We start from the raw sequence: 17,970 nt of genomic DNA on the forward strand, positions 1-17,970 counted from the left end.
TCAACAACAACTGCCCACTTCCACCACGAGAGGAGAGGAACCACCATGAACCGAGCAAGCATTACCGCGCGTCGCACCGCGCTGGCACTCGCGCTCGCCGTCGTCGGCGTATCGGCATCGGCTGCCGAACTCACGGTCGTCAACTTCGGCGGCGCGAACGGCGACGCGCAGAAGGCCGCGTTCAACCAGCCGTTCGAGAAGGCGACCGGCAACAAGGTCACCGCCGTCGAATACAACGGCGAGCAGGCGAAAGTGAAGGCGATGGTCGAGGCGAAGCACGTCAACTGGGACGTGGTCGAAGTCGAGTCGGGCGACCTGAATCGCGGTTGCGACGAAGGGCTGTACGAGAAGCTCGACTGGTCGAAGATCGCGAAGAAGTCCGACCTGATTCCGGAATCGCCGCAGGTGTGCGGTGTCGGCTTCTTCGTGTGGTCGACGGCGCTGTCGTACAACGCGGACAAGCTGAAGTCGGCCCCGACCGGCTGGGCCGATTTCTGGAACGTGAAGAAATTCCCCGGCAAGCGCGGCATGCGCAAGGGCGCGCGCTACAACCTCGAATTCGCGCTGATGGCCGACGGCGTCGCGCCGAAGGACGTCTACAAGGTGCTCGGCACGAAGGCCGGCCAGGATCGCGCGTTCAAGAAGCTCGACGAGCTGAAGCCGTATATCCAGTGGTGGGAAGCGGGCGCGCAGCCGCCGCAGTTCCTCGTCGCCGGCGACGTCGTGATGTCGACCGCGTACAACGGCCGCATCGACGCCGCGCAGAAGGAAGGCAAGAACCTGAAGGTCGTGTGGAACGGCAGCATCTACGACCTCGACTACTGGGCGATTCCGAAGGGCTCGCCGAACAAGGCGCTGGCCGAGCAGTACATCGCGTACACGCTGACGCCGAAGCCGCAGCAAGGGTATGCGCAGCACATCGCGTACGGCCCCGCGAACATCGCGGCGATCAAGTCGCTCGACGCGAAGACGCTCGCGAACCTGCCGAACTCGCCGGCCAACGGCAAGAACGCCGTGCTGGAAGACATCGGCTTCTGGACCGACCACAGCGACGAGCTCGAGCAGCGTTTCGCCGCATGGGCGACGAAGTAACCGGTCAGGCATCCTGAAGGTGCCCTGATGCAACCTGCCGCGCGGCGCGTCGATCGCGTCGCGCGGCCTTCCGCCGGAACGTGCCCGGCCGGAGAGAAACGTTGAATACGATGACGATCGCGTCTTCCTCGCCGTCGACCGCCGCGCTCAAGCGCGAGCTGAAGGCCGCCGAAGCCCGCAAGCGCACGATGGCGTTGCTGCTGGTCGCGCCGCTCGCGATTTTCCTGCTGCTGATCTTCGTCGTGCCGATCGGCACGCTGCTCACGCGCGCGGTGCAGAACCCGGAGATCGCGACCGCGTTGCCGAATACGGTCGCCGCGCTGTCGGGCTGGGACCGCAAGGCACCGCCGGCCGACGCCGCGTATGTCGCGCTCGCGGCCGACATGACGAAGGTGGCCGACAGCGAGGCGATGGGTGCGCTCGCGCGGCGCCTGAACACCGAGATTCCCGGCTATCGCTCGCTCGTCGCGAAGACGGCGCGCGCGATGCCGCTGAAAGGCGACAACGATGCGGCACTGACGCCCGCGCAGACGCGCGCGAAACTGATCGACCTCGATGCGCGCTGGGGCGACGTCGCGTACTGGCAGTCGATCGCGAAGAACGGCGGCACCGTGTCGCCGTTCTACCTGCTCGCCGCGCTCGACCACAAGCAGGACGGCTTCGGCCACATCGTGCAGGCCGATCCGGACCAGTCGATCTATCTGGCGATCTTCGGCCGCACGTTCGTGATCGGCGTTGCCGTCACGCTGTTCGCGCTGCTGCTCGGCTATCCGCTCGCGTACTGGATCTCGACGCTGTCGGAGCGCCGCGCGAACCTCGTGATGATCCTCGTGCTGATTCCGTTCTGGACGTCGGTGCTGGTGCGCGTCGCCGCGTGGATCGTGCTGCTGCAGAGCGAAGGGCTCGTCAACAAGGCGCTGATCGGCAGCGGGCTGATCTCGCATCCGCTGACGCTGCTGTTCAACCGCGTCGGCGTGTACATCTCGATGACGCACATCCTGCTGCCGTTCATGATCCTGCCGCTCTACAGCGTGATGAAGTCGATTCCGCCGACCTACCAGCGCGCAGCCGTGTCGCTCGGCAGCCATCCGTTCGCCGCGTTCTGGCGCGTGTACGTGCCGCAGACCTACCCGGGCGTCGGCGCGGGCGCGCTGCTGGTGTTCATCCTCGCGATCGGCTACTACATCACGCCCGCGCTGCTCGGCGGGCCGAACGACCAGATGGTCAGCTACTACGTCGCGTACTTCACGAACGTGACGATCAACTGGGGCATGGCGTGCGCGCTCGGCGGGCTGCTGCTCGCGGCGACGCTCGTGCTGTACGCGGTGTACGGGCGCTTCACGCGCACGAACGTGAGCCTCGGCTGAGCGCCGCGCACAACGAAACGGGAAGGGGAATCCGACCATGAAACTCGCCAGGCCGCTGTTCGCGCCGCACATGTCGTTCGTCGAGCGCGCGTGGTACGTCGCGCTGCGCGTGCTCGTCGTGCTGACGCTGCTGTACCTGATCCTGCCGGTGCTCGCGATCGTGCCGCTGTCGTTTTCGTCGAGCACGTTCCTCGTCTATCCGATTCCGGGCTTCTCGATGCGCTGGTACGAGAACCTGATCGCGTCGGACGAGTGGCGGATGGCCGCGAAGAACAGCTTCATCGTCGCGCCGTCGGCCACCGTAGTCGCGACGGTGCTCGGCACGCTCGCCGCGATCGGTCTCACGAAGGCCGACTTCCGCGGCAAGGGGCTGCTGATGGCCGTGCTGCTGTCGCCGATGATCGTGCCGGTTGTCGTGGTCGGCGTCGGCATGTACCTGTTCTTCGCGCCGCTCGGGCTCGCGAACACCTACACGGGGCTGATCGCCGCGCACGCGGCGCTTGGCGTGCCGTTCGTCGTGACGACGGTCGCGGCGACGCTGCAGGGCTTCAACCAGAACCTCGTGCGCGCGAGCCTGTCGCTCGGCGCGAATCCCGTGTCGACCTTCTTCCGCGTGACGCTGCCGGTGATCGCACCGGGCGTGATGTCGGGCGCGCTGTTCGCGTTCGCGACGTCGTTCGACGAAGTCGTCGTCACGCTGTTCCTCGCCGGTGCGGACCAGACCACGCTGCCGCGCCAGATGTTCACGGGCATCCGTGAGAACATCAGCCCGACGATCGCCGCGCTTGCCACGATCCTGATCATCTTCTCGACGAGCCTGCTGATTGCGCTCGAATGGCTGCGCGGACGCAATGCGCGGCGCGCGGTGAGCTGAGCGGGCGGGCTTGCCCCCGGCACCCGAGTCGCCACGCGTCATGCGTGGTCGCGCATTGCTTTCATTTCGCTGACTGACGAGGCGGCCGCCTGCACGTTCGATGCGGCTCTGCAACAATACGGGGCGCGGCGGCGCGCGTTCCGTGCGGTGCGACCGGAACGCCGCCGCGAGTCCAATCCGCGACGCGGCGCAACGCGTCGCTCGTCAGCCGAGCCGTCATCTTGTCCGAATTCGCTACCCCCGCCGGCGCGCATGAGCCGGCCGTCAACTGGCGCGCGATGTCCGCCGTGCTGCTGGCCGTCGCGCTCGCGACGCTCGACACCGCGATCGCGAACACCGCGCTGCCCGCGATCGCCGCCGACCTGCATGCATCGCCGGCCGCATCCGTATGGATCATCAACGCATACCAGCTCGCGATGGTCGCGACGCTGCTGCCGTTCGCGTCGCTCGGCGACATCGTCGGCCACAAGCGCGTGTATATCGCCGGGCTCGCGGTGTTCACGCTCGCGTCGCTCGGCTGCTCGCTCGCGTCGACGCTGCCGATGCTGACGGCCGCGCGGATCGTGCAGGGCTTCGGCGCGAGCGCGATCATGAGCGTCAACGTCGCGCTGATCCGCGGCCTGTTCCCCGCGCACCGGCTCGGGCGCGGCGTCGGCTTCAACGCGCTCGTCGTTGGCGTGTCGTTCGCGGTGGGGCCGACCATCGCGTCGCTGATCCTGTCGGTGGCCGCGTGGCCGTGGCTGTTCGCGGTGAACGTGCCGCTCGGCGTGTTCGCGCTGGCCGTGGCGATTCCGTCGCTGCCGCAGACGGCGCGCGGCAAGCACGTATTCGATCCGGTCGCCGCATTGTTCAACGTGATCACGTTCGCGTCGCTGATCTTCGCGCTCGGCGAATTCGCGCAGCGCGGGCCGCTTTCGATCGTGTTCGCGTCGGCCGCGGTCGCGCTCGCATTCGGCTGGCTGCTGATTCGCCGTCAGGCCGGGCACCCGGCGCCGATGCTGCCGGTCGACCTGTTTCGCCGGCCGGTGTTCACGCTGTCCGCGCTGACCGCCGTGTGCGCGTTCGCCGCGCAGGGGCTCGCGTTCGTGTCGCTGCCGTTCTATTTCGAAACCGTCCTGCATCGCAACGCGGTCGAGACGGGGTTCCTGATGACACCGTGGTCGGCGATCGTCGCGCTCGCCGCGCCGATCGCGGGGCGCTTGTCGGACCGTTATCCGCCGGGGCTGCTCGGCGCGATCGGTCTTGCGTTGCTGAGCGCGGGCATGGTGTCGCTCGCCGCGTTGCCGGCGGCGCCGGGCGTGATCGACATCGGCTGGCGGATGATGCTGTGCGGCGCGGGCTTCGGTTTTTTCCAGTCGCCGAACCTGAAGGCGCTGATGTCGAGCGCGCCGCCCGAGCGCAGCGGCGGCGCGAGCGGGATCATCGCGACCGCGCGGCTGATCGGGCAGGCGACGGGCGCGGCGCTCGTCGCGTTGTCGTTCGGGATCGCGGGGCGCCACGGGCCGACGCTTGCTTTGATGCTCGGTGCGGGGTTCGCCGGGGCGGCGAGTGTCGCGAGCGGGTTGCGGCTCTTTGCGCCGTCGCATCGGGCCGGCGTGGCGGCGGCGACCACCGAGCGCGTGAGCGAGCGCGCGGCGGAATAGGCAAGGGCAAGTCACGAGCCGGTGCGCGGCAACCTGCCGCCGCGCACCGGCCTTCAGGCTTCGCTCAGAACCCGCCCGACTTGATCAGCTGGTTGAGGTTCGCGATGTTCAGGCTGCCGAAACCGGTCGTGTAATCCCAGCCGGTGCCTGCGTTGTAGCCATACCCCTGATAGCCGTTGTTCCCCGACACGACGTCGTAGCGCACGAGCGACGGACGCGACGGAATGTCCGCATAGAAATTGCCGGCCGGGAAGCCGAGGCCCGTGCCGTTCGCTGCCAGCAGGCGTGCCCAGAGGCCCGTGAAGATCGGCGCGGCGAGGCTCGTGCCGCCGATCTGCTGCAACTGGCCGTAGTTGTAGATGTACGCGCCGGTGCTTTGCGCGGCGTCGAACGACACGTCCGGCAACTGGCGGTTGCTGCCCGACTGCCACGACGGTGCGGGCAGGATCGTGCTGACGCCGCCGCCCGTCGCCCACAGCTTGCCGTTGCCGTCGAGCCCTTCGTTCCACACCGTCTCGTTCGAGAACGCACCCGACGACGTCGTATAGAGCGTCGTGCCGCCGATCGCGAGCACGTGCGGCGACGAAGCCGGCCACGACACCGTGTAGTTCGAGCCGTCCGGATAGCCGCGGTTGTTGCACTCGTACACGCCTTCGTCGCCCGACGACACCGAGAAGGTCTGGCCTTGCGCCGCTGCCGTCGTGAAGATCTGTTCCTCGGCGTCGAGCGTGCCGTCCGCGTTTGCGTCGGTTTCGCACCAGCCGAGCGACACGTTGATCACCTTCGCGGTGTTGTCCGACACCGCGCGGTTGAACGCCTGCGTGAGCCCCGTGTTGCCGCTGGCGTTGAGGTCCGCCATGTAGAACACGAGCTTGCCGACCTGGCCGCCGGCCGAGCCGACGATCGACTGGCTGTCGAGATCCCATTCGCCCTGGCCGTCCTGGTCGTCGGTGTAGCTGCCGCCGGAGCCGTTGGTCTTGACGGTCTGCGTCGAGACGGTGCCGTAACCGTTGCTCGACGTGAACTGCTTCAGGTCCTGCAGCGTCTGCGACACGCCGCCGATCGTGATGATGCCGACGGTGACACCGGCTGCGGTCGGTACGCCGGTCGCGTTGTAGAGGCCCGGGAATTCCTTCGGATAATGGCCGGTCGCCGTGCCGGCCGCGAGCGCCTGGGGCTTCGACACGTTGCCGATGCGCAGCAGCGGCCGCGCGTGTGCGACGCTCTGCAGCCCGAGCACCGAGCCGACGACGTCGCCGAGCGCGCGCGGCACCTGCGCGGTCGACGTGTTGGCGAAGCCCGAGCGGCCCGCGTATTCGAAGTGCACGAGCGACGTGTTGAATGCGGTCTTCACGGTGCCGGCCGTGCCGCGTGCGGACACCAGCAACCGGTTCGGTGCGACCTCGACGTTCACGAAGCCGCTCTTGTGCAGATAGTCGACGACCGACTTCACCTGCGCATCGGTCGGCGCGTAGCTGGCGAGGAACTGCTCGTGCGTGAGGTACTGGCGGTAATGCGCGCTGCCGGGCCGGTTCACGTCGCGCGCCAGTTGCTTGAGCTGCGCGGCATTGCGCAGCTTCAGGCTGACGACGACGTCGGTCGTTTCGCCGGCCGCGAGTTCGAGCGACGGCGCCGCACTGCGCGCCATCAACTGCGGGCCGGTCAGAAAGGCCTTCGTATGGGTATCGACCCAGTCCGTCGCCGCATGCGCCGCAGCGGCAGCGAACACGAGGGGTGCCACGCATGCAAGGCGGCGGGGCGACGGCAGGGGCAGGGCAAACCAGGCGTTCCTTTTCATCGGGAGTCCTTTTTAGGAGAGACGACGTTGCTGGAGCCCTCGACCCTTGTGGGGTCGCGAGCGGTGACGAGCGTAGGGCGTCGCTACCGTTCAGGTAGCTGCCAGTTTCCATAGCTGTCAGTTCTGACATCGGGGTGTGGGCGTGCACGCGCAGCGTCGTATGCGCAGGCGATCGTGGGCGTGGCGAACGGAACCGGTTCGCGGCACGACGGCGCGGCAATGCGCGACGTTCGCACGCACGAGTCGCTCGTCGCCGCGCCGGAACGTGCGCGATCGCGGAGTGGATCGACGCGTGAACGCGTGGCACGCGACCGGTCGTTGCCGCATGTCGCGTCGCACTATGTGGTCAAACCAAGCGATGCGGCAGGAACGGATTCGCGCGTGCACAAGAAAGGGGCCGGTCGAACGCAAACGTTTCCCGAACTGTGGAACAGCGCGTCGGGCAGTCTTGCAGGCGGCTTTCGGATCGCGTGTCGCCCATGCGGATTAGAGGAAACGCTCGAATCCGGGCGCGGGTGCGCGCCGATGGGTGAGCAGCAGACCCGCACCGGATTGCACGACGCGGCTCGTGAAATTCCGCCTTGACGCGCATCGATCGGCGGCTATCCTTCAATCCATAACCAGCGAGTTATGAATTTTGGACGACATGCAGAACACACACGACATGCTTTTCAGAACCCTTGCCGATCCCACCCGCCGCGCGCTGTTCGAGCGGCTGTGCGCGGACGGCGAGCTGACGGTTGCCGCGCTGACGGCCCATGCGGGTGTCTCGCAGCCGGCCGTGTCGAAGCATCTCGGTGTCCTGAAGCAGGCCGGGCTCGTGAACGACCGTCACGAAGGCCGGCAGACGCACTACAGCGCACAGCCGCAAGCGCTGGCCCCGCTGATCGACTGGACGAGCCAGATGGCAGGTTTCTGGCAGAACCGGTTCGACGCCCTCGAAGATCTTCTGAAAAGGATCGACCAGTAATGAACCAGACAACCACCGAAACGCGTTCCGTCGTCGTCGACCGCGAGCTGCCGCATCCGCCGGAGAAGATCTGGCGCGCGCTCACGCAACCGCACCTGATCGAGGCGTGGCTGATGAAGAGCGATTTCGAACCCGTCGCGGGCCGCGCCTTCAGCTTCCGCGCCGACTGGGGTTCGGTCGACTGCACGGTGCTGACGATCGAGCCGCCGCGCGTGCTGTCCTACACGTGGGCCGCGTACGGCCTCGAAAGCGTCGTCACGTGGACGCTCACGCCGACGCCGGCCGGCACGCACCTGCGGATGGAGCAGGTCGGCTTCCGCACGGACCAGGAGCAGGCGTACCGCGGCGCGCAGCACGGCTGGGTGCGGTTCCTCGAGTCGCTCGAACAGGTGCTGGCGCGTCCCGACGAAGGCACGGAGGCCCGCGCATGAACGCAACGGACCTCACGCCGTCGGAGCGCATCGACGCGCTGATCGCCGGCATTGCCGACTGGCGCGGCCCGCTCTTTGCCGACCTCCGTCAGACGATCCTCGCCGCCGACGACAGCATCGTCGAGGAATGGAAGTGGATGGGCAGCCCCGTGTGGTCGTGCGACGGGATGATCGCGGTGGCGAACGCGCACAAGGGCAAGGTGAAGCTGACCTTCATGCATGGCGCGCATCTGCCCGATCCCGGCGGGCTGTTCAATGACGGCCTGGACGGCAACGCGCGGCGCGCGATCGACTTCTTCGAAGGCGACCGGCTCGACAAGCGAGCGCTGAAGACCCTCGTGCGCGCGGCGATCGAATACAACCGCACCCACTTGAAGAAGAACGCACGGGGAGCGGGCGCGAAGGCGCGCGGCGACAAGGCGGCGTGACGAGCCTGACAATCGGCAACATTGCGTGACGCGAACAGGCAAAAAAAAGCCCGACACGAGGTCGGGCATTCAAATCGGCCGCAACCGCCCGCGAGGCGGCTGCGGCACCTGCAAAAGCAGGGCGCTTACGCTGCGAGCAGCGAACGCAGCACGAACGGCAGGATACCGCCGTGCTTGTAGTAGTCGACTTCGATCGGCGTATCGATGCGCAGCAGGACCTGCACGCGCTGCGTTTCGCCGTTCTTGCGGTTGATCACGAGCGTGACGTCCTGCTGCGGCTTGAAGTCGTCGCCGAGGCCTTCGATGTCGAACGTCTCGTCGCCGGTGATGCCGAGCGACTGGACGCTGTCCGAGCCCTTGAACTGCAGCGGCAGCACGCCCATGCCGACCAGGTTCGAGCGGTGGATACGCTCGAAGCTGCGTGCGATCACGGCCTTCACGCCGAGCAGCTGCGTGCCCTTCGCGGCCCAGTCGCGCGACGAGCCCGTGCCGTATTCTTCGCCCGCGAACACGACGGTCGGCGTATCGGCTGCGACGTACTGCATTGCCGCGTCGTAGATCGACTGCTGTTCGCCGCTCGGCTGGTGGATCGTCAGGCCGCCTTCGACGCGCGTGCCGTCCGCCTTCGCCGGGATCATCAGGTTCTTGATCCGGACGTTCGCGAACGTACCGCGCATCATCACGTCGTGGTTGCCGCGGCGCGAGCCGTAGCTGTTGAAGTCGGCCTTCTGCACGCCGTTTTCCTTCAGCCACTTGCCCGCCGGCGAGTCTTCCTTGATCGAGCCTGCCGGGCTGATATGGTCGGTCGTGACCGAGTCGCCGAAGATGCCCAGTGCGCGTGCGCCCTTGACCGTCGGGATCGATGCAGCCGGCTCCATCGAGAAGTCGCTGCCGAAGAACGGCGGCTCGGCGATGTAGGTCGACTTCGGCCAGTCGTAGACCTGGCCCGATTCGCCCTCGATCTTGCTCCAGAGGTCGCCCTTCTTGGTCAGCTTCGAGTAGTTGTCCTCGAACTTCTTCGGATCGAGTGCGAACTTGAGCAGCGCGTGGATTTCGTCGCTCGTCGGCCAGATGTCGCCGAGGTAGATGTCACGGCCGCCCTTGCCCTTGCCGACCGGCTCGGTCATCAGGTCGCGCGTGATGTTGCCGGCGATCGCGTACGCGACGACGAGCGGCGGCGACGCGAGGAAGTTCGCGCGGATGTTCGGGTGGATACGCGCTTCGAAGTTACGGTTGCCCGACAGCACGGCTGCCGCGACGATGTCGTTCTTCGTGATCGCTTCGTTCAGCTCCGGCGTCAGGTCGCCCGCGTTGCCGATACAGGTCGTGCAGCCATACGCCGCGACTTCGAAACCGAGCTTCGACAGGTAGGGCAGCAGGCCCGTCTTCGTCAGGTACTCGGTGACGATGCGCGATCCCGGCGCGAGCGAGGTCTTGATCTTCGGATCGACCGTGAGGCCGGCCTCGACCGCCTTCTTCGCGAGCAGGCCGGCGGCCAGCAGCACGCTCGGGTTCGACGTGTTCGTGCACGACGTGATCGCGGCGATCAGGATGTCGCCGTTCTTCACGTCGACGCCGTTGCTCGTCGTGTACTGCGTGCCGAGGTCGTCCGCCTTCTTCGCGAAGCCGTTTTCCGCGACCGGCTTCGAGAACAGGTCGGTGAACGTCGACTTGACGTTGCCGATCTCGATGCGGTCCTGCGGGCGCTTCGGGCCGGCCAGCGACGGGGCGACCGTCGTCAGGTCCAGCGTCACGACCTTCGTGTAGTCGATGTCGCCGGCCTTCGGGATGCCGAACAGCTTCTGCGCCTTGAAGTAGTTTTCGAACGCGGCGATTTCCGCCTTCGTGCGGCCCGTGCCTTCGAAGTATTCGATCGTCTTTTCGTCGACCGGGAAGAAGCCCATCGTCGCGCCGTATTCCGGCGCCATGTTGCCGATCGTTGCGCGATCCGGCAGCGACAGCGACTTCGTGCCTTCGCCAAAGAACTCGACGAACTTGCCGACGACCTTCTCCTTGCGCAGCATTTCGGTGATCGTCAGCACCAGGTCGGTGGCCGTCACGCCTTCGCGCAGCTTGCCCTTCAGCTCGACGCCGACGACGTCCGGCGTCAGGAAGTACACCGGCTGGCCGAGCATGCCGGCTTCCGCCTCGATGCCGCCCACGCCCCAGCCGACCACGCCGATGCCGTTGATCATCGTCGTGTGGCTGTCCGTGCCGACGAGGGTGTCCGGGTAGTACACGGTGTCCGCGCCGTCGGCCTTCTTGTGCACGCCGCGTGCGAGGTATTCGAGGTTCACCTGGTGGACGATGCCGACGCCCGGCGGCACGACCTTGAACGTGTCGAATGCCTGCATGCCCCACTTCATGAACTGGTAGCGCTCGTTGTTGCGCTGGAATTCCAGTTTCATGTTCAGGTCGAGCGCGTCCTTCTGGCGGAAGTAGTCGATCTGGACCGAGTGGTCGACGACGAGATCGACCGGGACCAGCGGCTCGATCTTCTTCGGGTTCTTGCCCGTACGCTCCGCGACGCCGCGCATGGCCGCGATGTCGGCGAGCAGCGGCACGCCCGTGAAGTCCTGCAGCACGACGCGCGACACCACGAACGGAATCTCGTCGACGCGCTTCGCGGTCGGCTTCCAGTTCGCGAGCTGCTCGATGTGCTCTTCGGTGATCTTCTTGCCGTCGTAGTTGCGCAGCACGGACTCGAGCACGATACGGATCGACACCGGCAGGCGTTCGATCTTCGTCTTCAGTTCCTTGCCGAGCTGCGGCAGCGAGTAGAACTTGCCTTTGCCGGAACCGCTGTCGAATTCCTTGAGGGTCTTGTGGAGATTGTGGGCCATGGTGATTTTCCTGGGTTTAAGGCTAGGAAACTACGTGTCCTGTAAATGACGGCTATATCACATACAAGTCGACGTACTCATCGACCGGCATCGCTTCGAGCTTTGCCTGGTCCAGCGACACGTCGAGAATCGCTTGTTGCTGCTTTGCCGGGAAGCGGCGGGCAAGGTTGGTCCTGAACTTCTCGACCAGGAGCGGGATGCCTTCCGCACGCCGCCGCCGATGGCCGAGCGGGTACTCGACCGCCACCTCGGCAAGCTTCGACCCGTCCGTGAACTCGATCGTCAGTGCATTCGCGATCGAGCGCTTGTCCGGGTCGTGGTAATCCTTCGTGAACTGCGGATCCTCGACGCACACGGTTTTCGCGCGCAGCGCGTCGATGCGGGGATCGGCGGCGGCCGAGTCTTCGTAATCGGCCGCGGTCAGCCGGCCGAACAGCAGCGGCACGGCGACCATGTACTGGATGCAGTGGTCGCGGTCGGCCGGATTGGCGAGCGGACCCTGCTTGTCGATGATGCGGATCGCGGCCGCATGCGTGCGGATCGTGATCCGGCTGATGTCGTCGGTCGTGCGGCCCGCGGCGGCGAGCTGCGCATGCAGCTGCAGCGCGGCCTCGGCGGCCGTTTGCGCGTGGAACTCGGCAGGGAAGGCGATCTTGAACAGCACGTTTTCCATCACGTACGTGCCGTACGGGCGCTGGAAGCGGAACGGCTTGCCGTCGAACAGCACGTCGTAGAAGCCCCAGGTCTTTGCGGTGAGTGCCGACGGGTAGCCCATTTCACCCGTTTTCGCGATCAGCGCGAGGCGCACCGCGCGGGAGGTCGCGTCGCCGGCCGCCCATGATTTGCGCGAGCCCGTGTTCGGCGCGTGGCGGTAGGTGCGCAGCGCCTGGCCGTCGACGAACGCGTTGGACACCGCGTTGATCAGCTCGTCGCGCGTGAGCCCGAGCAGCCGGCCGACGACGGCCGTCGATGCGACCTTCACGAGCAGCACGTGGTCGAGCCCGACCGCATTGAACGAATTCTCGAGTGCGAGGCAGCCCTGGATCTCGTGGGCCTGGATCATCGCGACCAGCACGTCGCGCATCGTGAGCGGCTTCCTGCCGGCCGCGACGGCCGTGCGGGAGAGCCAGTCGGCCGTCGCCAGGATGCCGCCGAGATTGTCGGACGGATGGCCCCATTCGGCGGCGAGCCAGGTGTCGTTGAAGTCCAGCCAGCGGATCATCGCGCCGATGCCGAACGCGGCCTGGACGGGGTCGAGCTGGAAGGACGTGCCGGGCACCTTCGCGCCGTTCGGCACGATCGTGCCGGGCACGACGGGGCCGAGCAGCTTGGTGCAGGCAGGGTAGGACAGCGCCTCGAGTCCGCATCCGAGCGTGTCGATCAGGCAATGACGCGCCGTCTCCAGCGCGAGCGCGCTGTCGATGCCGGCATTCAGCACGTAGTCGACGATATCGACGAGTACCGTATCCGGAGCAGGGCGGACGTTGGAGACCGGGGCGGACATCGAGGGGCCGATGGGAACGCGCTTAGTTCGTTGCCGGCTTCAGCTCGTTCGACTGCGTCGGTGCCGGCGTGCCTTGTGCCATTTCCGGCGTCACGCATTCGTCCGCGAGGCGCTCGCCACCGTTTGCGTCGGAGAACAGCATCGCCTTGGTCGGGATCACGATCAGCTTGAAGCCTGCTGCCGGATCGTAGAACGTGTCCGCGCCCGTCGTCGTGGCCTGACGCGGCAGCTTGTAGTTCTTCTTCGCCCAGTGAACCGTGACCACCTGGTCGCGCTTCATGTCACCGGCGAGGTCGAACGACAGACCTTCCTTGCAGGACCACTTGACCGCGCCGTCCGGTACCGGATCGACCTTGGCTGCGGCGCGTGCCTGTGCCTTCTTGCTGCGCGGGATGATGCGCTTGGCCGGCGCCGGGCGCTTGGCCGTTGCCTTCTTCGCGGTCGTCGTGGTCGTACCCTGGGCAAACGCGCTCGGAGCCGACACCAGCATCGTGGCGGACAAGGCGCCGATGGCGGTAGCGATCAGGAGTTTCTTCATGGAGTCAGAACCTTTCGATAATCAGTTGACAAGGGCCGGCAATCGAATTGCCGGCCGGTTTGAAACTGCACGCGCCCCGAAAGCGCGCAGCGGCCGCTATTTTCACCTATTTGGCCGCGTACATATCAGGTTTTCGGGCTCCGTTACGTTTTTTGTCGTTTCGCAAACCTCTATCCGGTTCGCGTGTCGTCGAATGCATGAAACTCGTGTATCGGCCGGCGCCGCGCGCTTACGGCGCGCCGCCCGCGGCGGCCGGGCCGAACAGCGGCGCGGCCTCGGTCGGTACGGGCTGGCCGGTGGCCCGCGCGCGGCGCAGCACCGACCAGTAATACCGGTAGCTCGCGCGATCGTGCAGCGTATCACCGTGGCGCGTCGGCCCCCAGTCGGCGGCCTGCGCGGCCAGCAGGATCTCGGCGGCCAGCGCGACCTCGTCGGTACGCGGCGCGAATGCGTCGACGATCGGGCGGATCTGCGCGGGGTGGATGCTCCACATCCGCGTGAAGGCGAATTCGTCGCGCGCGCGGCGTGCATCGGCGGCGACGATGCTCATGTCGCGCACCTCGGTCGTCACGTTGTGCGATGGCGTCTTGCCGTGCGCGTGGCAGGCCGCGGCGATTTCCAGCTTCGCGCGGCGCACGAGCGGGTGCTCGAACTGGCCGGGCGAGCGCATCGCGGCATCGGGAATCGCGCCATGGTGCGCGGAGACGAAATCCATCAGCCCGAAGCTCAACGTGCCGACCGTCGGCAGCGCGGCGAGGGCGGCCGCCTGCGCGAGCGCGCCGTGCGTCTCGACCAGTACGTCGACCGGGATCGGCTGCGCGATGCCGAGCTCGCGGCGCGTGCCTTCGATGAACGCGGTCATTTCGGCGGCATCGGCGGCGCTCGCGATCTTCGGGAGCGTGATGTAGGCGGGGGCACGCGATGCGCGCAGCACGATGCGCACGTCGTCGCGCCAGTGCGGATGGGAAAAATCGTGGATGCGGACGCCGACGCGGCCGAAGCGGTTCTCGTCGCTGCCGAGCAGTTCGGTGACGAGTGCCGCGTGCGCGGCTTCCTGGCCGACGGCGGCGCCGTCTTCGCAGTCGAGCGTGAGGTCGAACACGGGGCCCAGCTCGGCCTGCAGCGCGAGTGACTTGCGCATCAGCTTTTCGCTGCCCGCGTAGTGATCACAGCAGGGCAGGATCGCGGGCGGGGACGCCCCGTCGTACAGCACTTGTGCGGGAGTGAGCGCGGCCATCTCGTCTACGTCAGGGAAGCGGGTCACGTGGAGAAAATCGGATTCGGGCGCGTTCTGGGCCGGTGCGCGGCAGGCGCGGGGGCGGCAAAACGAGCGCGGATCGGATCGGTCGGCCGGGCCGTCAGCATGCCGGCCCGGGCCGAAACCGGGCTGCCCGAGGGCCGCCCGGCGAGGTGCGAAATGCTTAGTTCTTCAGCAGGTGGGCGACGCCATCGCGCTCTTCGAGCAGCTCGGCCAGCGTGCCGTCCATCTTCTCGCGCGAGAACGCGTCGATTTCCAGGCCTTCGACGCGCTTGTATTCGCCGTTTTCGCAGGTGACCGGCACGCCGTAGATGATGTCTTCGGGGATGCCGTACGAGCCGTCCGACGGGATGCCCATCGTGACCCACTTGCCGTTCGTGCCGAGGACCCAGTCACGCACGTGGTCGATCGCTGCGTTCGCTGCCGATGCTGCCGACGACAGGCCGCGCGCTTCGATGATCGCCGCGCCGCGCTTGCCGACGGTCGGGATGAACGTGTCGCGGTTCCACACGTCGTCGTTGATCAGCTTCAGCAGCGATTCGCCTTCGGCGGTCGCGAAGCGGAAGTCGGGGTACATCGTCGGCGAGTGGTTGCCCCACACGGCGAGCTTCTCGATCGAGGCGACCGGCTTGCCCGACTTCGCTGCGAGCTGCGACAGCGCGCGGTTGTGGTCGAGGCGCAGCATCGCCGTGAAGTTCTTCTTCGGCAGATCCGGCGCCGACTTCATCGCGATGTAGGCGTTCGTGTTCGCCGGGTTGCCGACGACCAGCACCTTCACGTCACGGCTGGCGACTTCGTTCAGCGCAGCGCCCTGAACCGTGAAGATTTCGGCGTTCGCCGACAGCAGGTCCTTGCGCTCCATGCCCTTCGAGCGCGGACGTGCGCCGACCAGCAGTGCGACGTCGGCATCCTTGAATGCGACCTTCGGATCGTCGGTGATCACGACGCCCGCCAGCAGCGGGAACGCGCAATCGTCGAGTTCCATCACGACGCCTTTGACGGCGGCTTGGGCTTGCGGGAGGTCGAGCAGTTGCAGGATGACCGGCTGGTCCTTGCCGAGCAAGTCGCCGTTCGCGATGCGGAACAGCAGGGAGTAAGCGATTTGACCTGCGGCGCCGGTGACGGCAACGCGCTTTGCGGGCTTAGCCATTGAAAATCTCCAGGACGGGTGAAGCGTTGGACGCTAGCGAAAACGCCATTCTATGCGCGTTGTGCGAAGCGTTGCATTGAAGCAGGGCGGAGGACTCGCGATGGCAGACGCGGTGAACCTGGAGACGGCCGTGGCACGTAGCCGGGGACGCGCTTTTGCACCCGCGAACCCTTGCTCGACCGGGAGTGTAGGAGCCGTCACGCGCAAAGTCAAACGGTATCATATGTCTTATATAAGACAGATGTTTTGCGGAAATTGAGTGGACGAAAAAGTGCGGTTTGTGATGAAATGCGCGCCATGACATCGAACCAGGCGAATACCGCGAATCAGACCGGCGCAGGCGGCCCAGGGCAGCCGGGCGCGAGCGATCCCGCGCCTTCGCCTGCGGCGCCGCCGTCGCCGACGTTTAGCCCGTTATACCAGCAGATTAAGTCATTGATCACGCAAAGTCTCGAATCCGGTGAATGGAAGCCGGGCGAGATCATCCCGAGCGAGGTGGAGCTCGCGGCCCGCTACAAGGTCAGCCAGGGCACCGTCCGCAAGGCGATCGACGAACTGGCCGCGGAAAACCTCGTGGTCCGGCGGCAGGGCAAGGGCACTTTTGTTGCGACGCACAATGAAGATCGCGCGCAGTTCCGCTTCCTGCGCCTGCTGGCCGACGACGGTGCCGAGCATCCGCACGTGAGCCGCCTGCTCGAATGCCGGCGCCTGCGCGCGCCGGCCGAGATCGCGCGGCAGCTCGACCTGAAGCCGGCCGATCCGGTCGTGCAGGTGCGCCGCCTGCTGGAGTTCGAGAACGAAGTGACGGTGCTCGACGAGATCTGGCTGCCGGGCGCGATGTTCCGCGGGCTCACGTTCGAGCGGCTGAGCGAGTACAAGGGGCCGCTCTACGCGATGTTCGAGACGGAGTTCGGCACGCGGATGATTCGCGCGACGGAGAAGATCCGCGCGGTGGCGGCGGAGCCGGCGGTGGCCGACCTGCTGCACGTGCCGGCGGGTTTTCCGTTGCTGTCGGTCGAGCGCGTGTCCTATACATATGGTGACCGGCCGGTGGAGGTGCGTCGCGGCTGGTATGTCACAACCGGGTACTACTATCAGAATGACTTGAGTTGACGGAGTTTCGGCTCAAGCCGAGTGCGTTCGCGTTTCCCACGCTCGCGAAGCACGTTTCGGGCCGCCTTTTGTTCTAGTTCGCGCAACTATCCAGAGCAGACTTTCGCTGCAGCGCGATATAAAAAGGCGCTAAAATCGCGGATTAGTGTGACAACATAGTAGGGGTCTAGCATGACTGATGCAGTAAGAAAGCCGAGGCCGGAATACCGGAACATCGGATTCGCCGATATCACGATGAAATATCGCATGCCGCTGGCAGCGATATTGTCGATTCTCCATCGAGTCAGCGGCGCGCTGCTGTTCTTGTTCCTGCCGTTCCTGCTGTTCCTCTTCGACCAGAGCCTCACGTCCGAGCTCAGCTTCGAAGTCTTCAAGGCTTTCCTCTCCAACATCATCGTCAAGCTGATCGTCCTCGCTCTGTCGTGGGCCTTCTTCCACCATTTCTGCGCCGGCATTCGCCACCTGCTGATGGACGTCAACCACGACGCCGTCACGAAGGAAGGCGGCAAGCGGACGGCAGTCGTCGTCTTTGTCGTCTCGATCGCCCTGACGATCGCCATGGCACTCAAACTGTTCGGAGCATTCTAAGAAAATGGCAGCCAATAACCGAATCGGCTCGAAGCGCCTCGTCGTCGGCGCACATTACGGCCTGCGCGACTGGCTTGCGCAGCGCATCACCGCCACGATCATGGCGGTCTACACGGTCATTCTGCTCGTCCTGTTCTTCGGCGCGCACGATTTCTCGTACGAAGGCTGGGCATCGATCTTCGCCGCGCAATGGATGAAGCTCGCGACCTTCGTGATGCTGCTTTCCCTCTTCTACCACGCATGGGTCGGCGTGCGCGACATCTGGATGGACTACGTGAAGCCCGTCGGTGTGCGCCTGCTGCTGCAATCGCTGACCATCGTCTGGCTGCTCGCATGTGCGGGCTACGCCGCGCAGATTCTCTGGAGAGTGTAA

General features: G+C 66.0%; 17 protein-coding genes. 11 read left to right on the forward strand and 6 right to left on the reverse strand.

Going from position 1 to position 17,970, the window contains the following annotated elements:
- Positions 1–45 precede the first annotated feature (45 nt).
- The 4 genes from DPV79_RS18460 (at position 46) to DPV79_RS18475 (ending at position 4,976) form a co-directional block, all read left to right on the forward strand.
- Positions 46–1,092, forward strand: coding sequence for an ABC transporter substrate-binding protein (locus tag DPV79_RS18460; protein WP_021158689.1), 1,047 nt, complete (start codon positions 46–48; stop codon positions 1,090–1,092).
- A gap of 110 nt (positions 1,093–1,202) precedes the next feature.
- Entirely contained in the window at positions 1,203–2,459 is a 1,257-nt protein-coding gene (locus tag DPV79_RS18465; RefSeq protein WP_165843533.1) for an ABC transporter permease, read from the forward strand.
- A 37-nt stretch (positions 2,460–2,496) separates the two neighbouring features.
- Positions 2,497–3,333 carry an ABC transporter permease gene (locus DPV79_RS18470; protein WP_113046114.1) on the forward strand — a complete coding sequence of 279 codons (837 nt, stop codon included), beginning with the start codon at positions 2,497–2,499 and terminating at the stop codon, positions 3,331–3,333.
- A gap of 221 nt (positions 3,334–3,554) precedes the next feature.
- Positions 3,555–4,976 carry an MFS transporter gene (locus tag DPV79_RS18475; protein ID WP_021158692.1) on the forward strand — a complete coding sequence of 474 codons (1,422 nt, stop codon included), beginning with the start codon at positions 3,555–3,557 and terminating at the stop codon, positions 4,974–4,976.
- Between the two features lie 64 nt (positions 4,977–5,040).
- Here DPV79_RS18475 and DPV79_RS18480 read toward each other — a convergent pair whose 3' ends face one another.
- Positions 5,041–6,774, reverse strand: coding sequence for a S53 family peptidase (locus tag DPV79_RS18480; protein WP_113046115.1), 1,734 nt, complete (start codon positions 6,772–6,774; stop codon positions 5,041–5,043).
- Between the two features lie 219 nt (positions 6,775–6,993).
- On the opposite strand from DPV79_RS18480, the gene DPV79_RS42140 reads away from it, so the two are divergent.
- From DPV79_RS42140 to DPV79_RS18500, 4 genes are all read left to right on the forward strand, one after another.
- Positions 6,994–7,359, forward strand: a complete 366-nt coding sequence (locus DPV79_RS42140; RefSeq protein ID WP_133295683.1) for a hypothetical protein — start codon at positions 6,994–6,996, stop codon at positions 7,357–7,359.
- 61 nt (positions 7,360–7,420) lie between these two features.
- Positions 7,421–7,744 (forward strand): ArsR/SmtB family transcription factor, encoded by a 324-nt coding sequence (locus DPV79_RS18490; protein ID WP_042974255.1) that lies wholly within the window; start codon positions 7,421–7,423, stop codon positions 7,742–7,744.
- Entirely contained in the window at positions 7,744–8,175 is a 432-nt protein-coding gene (locus DPV79_RS18495; RefSeq protein ID WP_021158696.1) for an SRPBCC family protein, read from the forward strand. The genes DPV79_RS18490 and DPV79_RS18495 overlap by 1 nt, the downstream gene beginning before the upstream one ends.
- Positions 8,172–8,603: a DUF1801 domain-containing protein gene (locus tag DPV79_RS18500; protein ID WP_021158697.1), complete on the forward strand. Its 432-nt coding sequence runs from the start codon at positions 8,172–8,174 to the stop codon at positions 8,601–8,603. Before DPV79_RS18495 ends, DPV79_RS18500 begins: the two co-directional genes overlap by 4 nt.
- 125 nt (positions 8,604–8,728) lie before the next feature.
- Here the strand turns inward: DPV79_RS18500 and acnA are convergent, their stop codons facing one another.
- The 5 genes from acnA to DPV79_RS18525 all read right to left on the reverse strand — a co-directional run bounded on the left by acnA (position 8,729) and on the right by DPV79_RS18525 (position 15,896).
- On the reverse strand, positions 8,729–11,446 hold the full coding sequence (acnA, locus tag DPV79_RS18505) for an aconitate hydratase AcnA (RefSeq protein ID WP_113046116.1): 2,718 nt from the start codon (positions 11,444–11,446) through the stop codon (positions 8,729–8,731).
- A 52-nt stretch (positions 11,447–11,498) separates the two neighbouring features.
- Complete coding sequence (locus DPV79_RS18510; protein WP_059493498.1) at positions 11,499–12,950, reverse strand: bifunctional 2-methylcitrate dehydratase/aconitate hydratase; 1,452 nt, start codon at positions 12,948–12,950, stop codon at positions 11,499–11,501.
- Positions 12,951–12,972: 22 nt separating this feature from the next.
- Positions 12,973–13,488 (reverse strand): hypothetical protein, encoded by a 516-nt coding sequence (locus tag DPV79_RS18515; RefSeq protein WP_027791117.1) that lies wholly within the window; start codon positions 13,486–13,488, stop codon positions 12,973–12,975.
- A gap of 229 nt (positions 13,489–13,717) precedes the next feature.
- Positions 13,718–14,725, reverse strand: coding sequence for an HpcH/HpaI aldolase/citrate lyase family protein (locus tag DPV79_RS18520; protein WP_113046117.1), 1,008 nt, complete (start codon positions 14,723–14,725; stop codon positions 13,718–13,720).
- 184 nt (positions 14,726–14,909) lie between these two features.
- The gene (locus tag DPV79_RS18525) at positions 14,910–15,896 is read right to left on the reverse strand and encodes a malate dehydrogenase (protein WP_006487742.1); all 987 of its coding nucleotides are present in this window, start codon (positions 15,894–15,896) and stop codon (positions 14,910–14,912) included.
- A 288-nt stretch (positions 15,897–16,184) separates the two neighbouring features.
- On the opposite strand from DPV79_RS18525, the gene DPV79_RS18530 reads away from it, so the two are divergent.
- The 3 genes from DPV79_RS18530 to sdhD all read left to right on the forward strand — a co-directional run bounded on the left by DPV79_RS18530 (position 16,185) and on the right by sdhD (position 17,970).
- A complete protein-coding gene (locus DPV79_RS18530) occupies positions 16,185–17,009 on the forward strand; it encodes a GntR family transcriptional regulator (RefSeq protein ID WP_034196031.1) in 825 nt (274 codons plus the stop codon).
- Between the two features lie 171 nt (positions 17,010–17,180).
- Entirely contained in the window at positions 17,181–17,597 is a 417-nt protein-coding gene (sdhC, locus tag DPV79_RS18535; RefSeq protein ID WP_021158703.1) for a succinate dehydrogenase, cytochrome b556 subunit, read from the forward strand.
- 4 nt (positions 17,598–17,601) lie between these two features.
- Entirely contained in the window at positions 17,602–17,970 is a 369-nt protein-coding gene (gene sdhD / locus DPV79_RS18540) for a succinate dehydrogenase, hydrophobic membrane anchor protein (RefSeq protein WP_011355745.1), read from the forward strand.

Source organism: Burkholderia reimsis (genome assembly GCF_003294055.1).
In the GTDB taxonomy this organism is placed as follows: Bacteria; Pseudomonadota; Gammaproteobacteria; order Burkholderiales; family Burkholderiaceae; genus Burkholderia; species Burkholderia cepacia.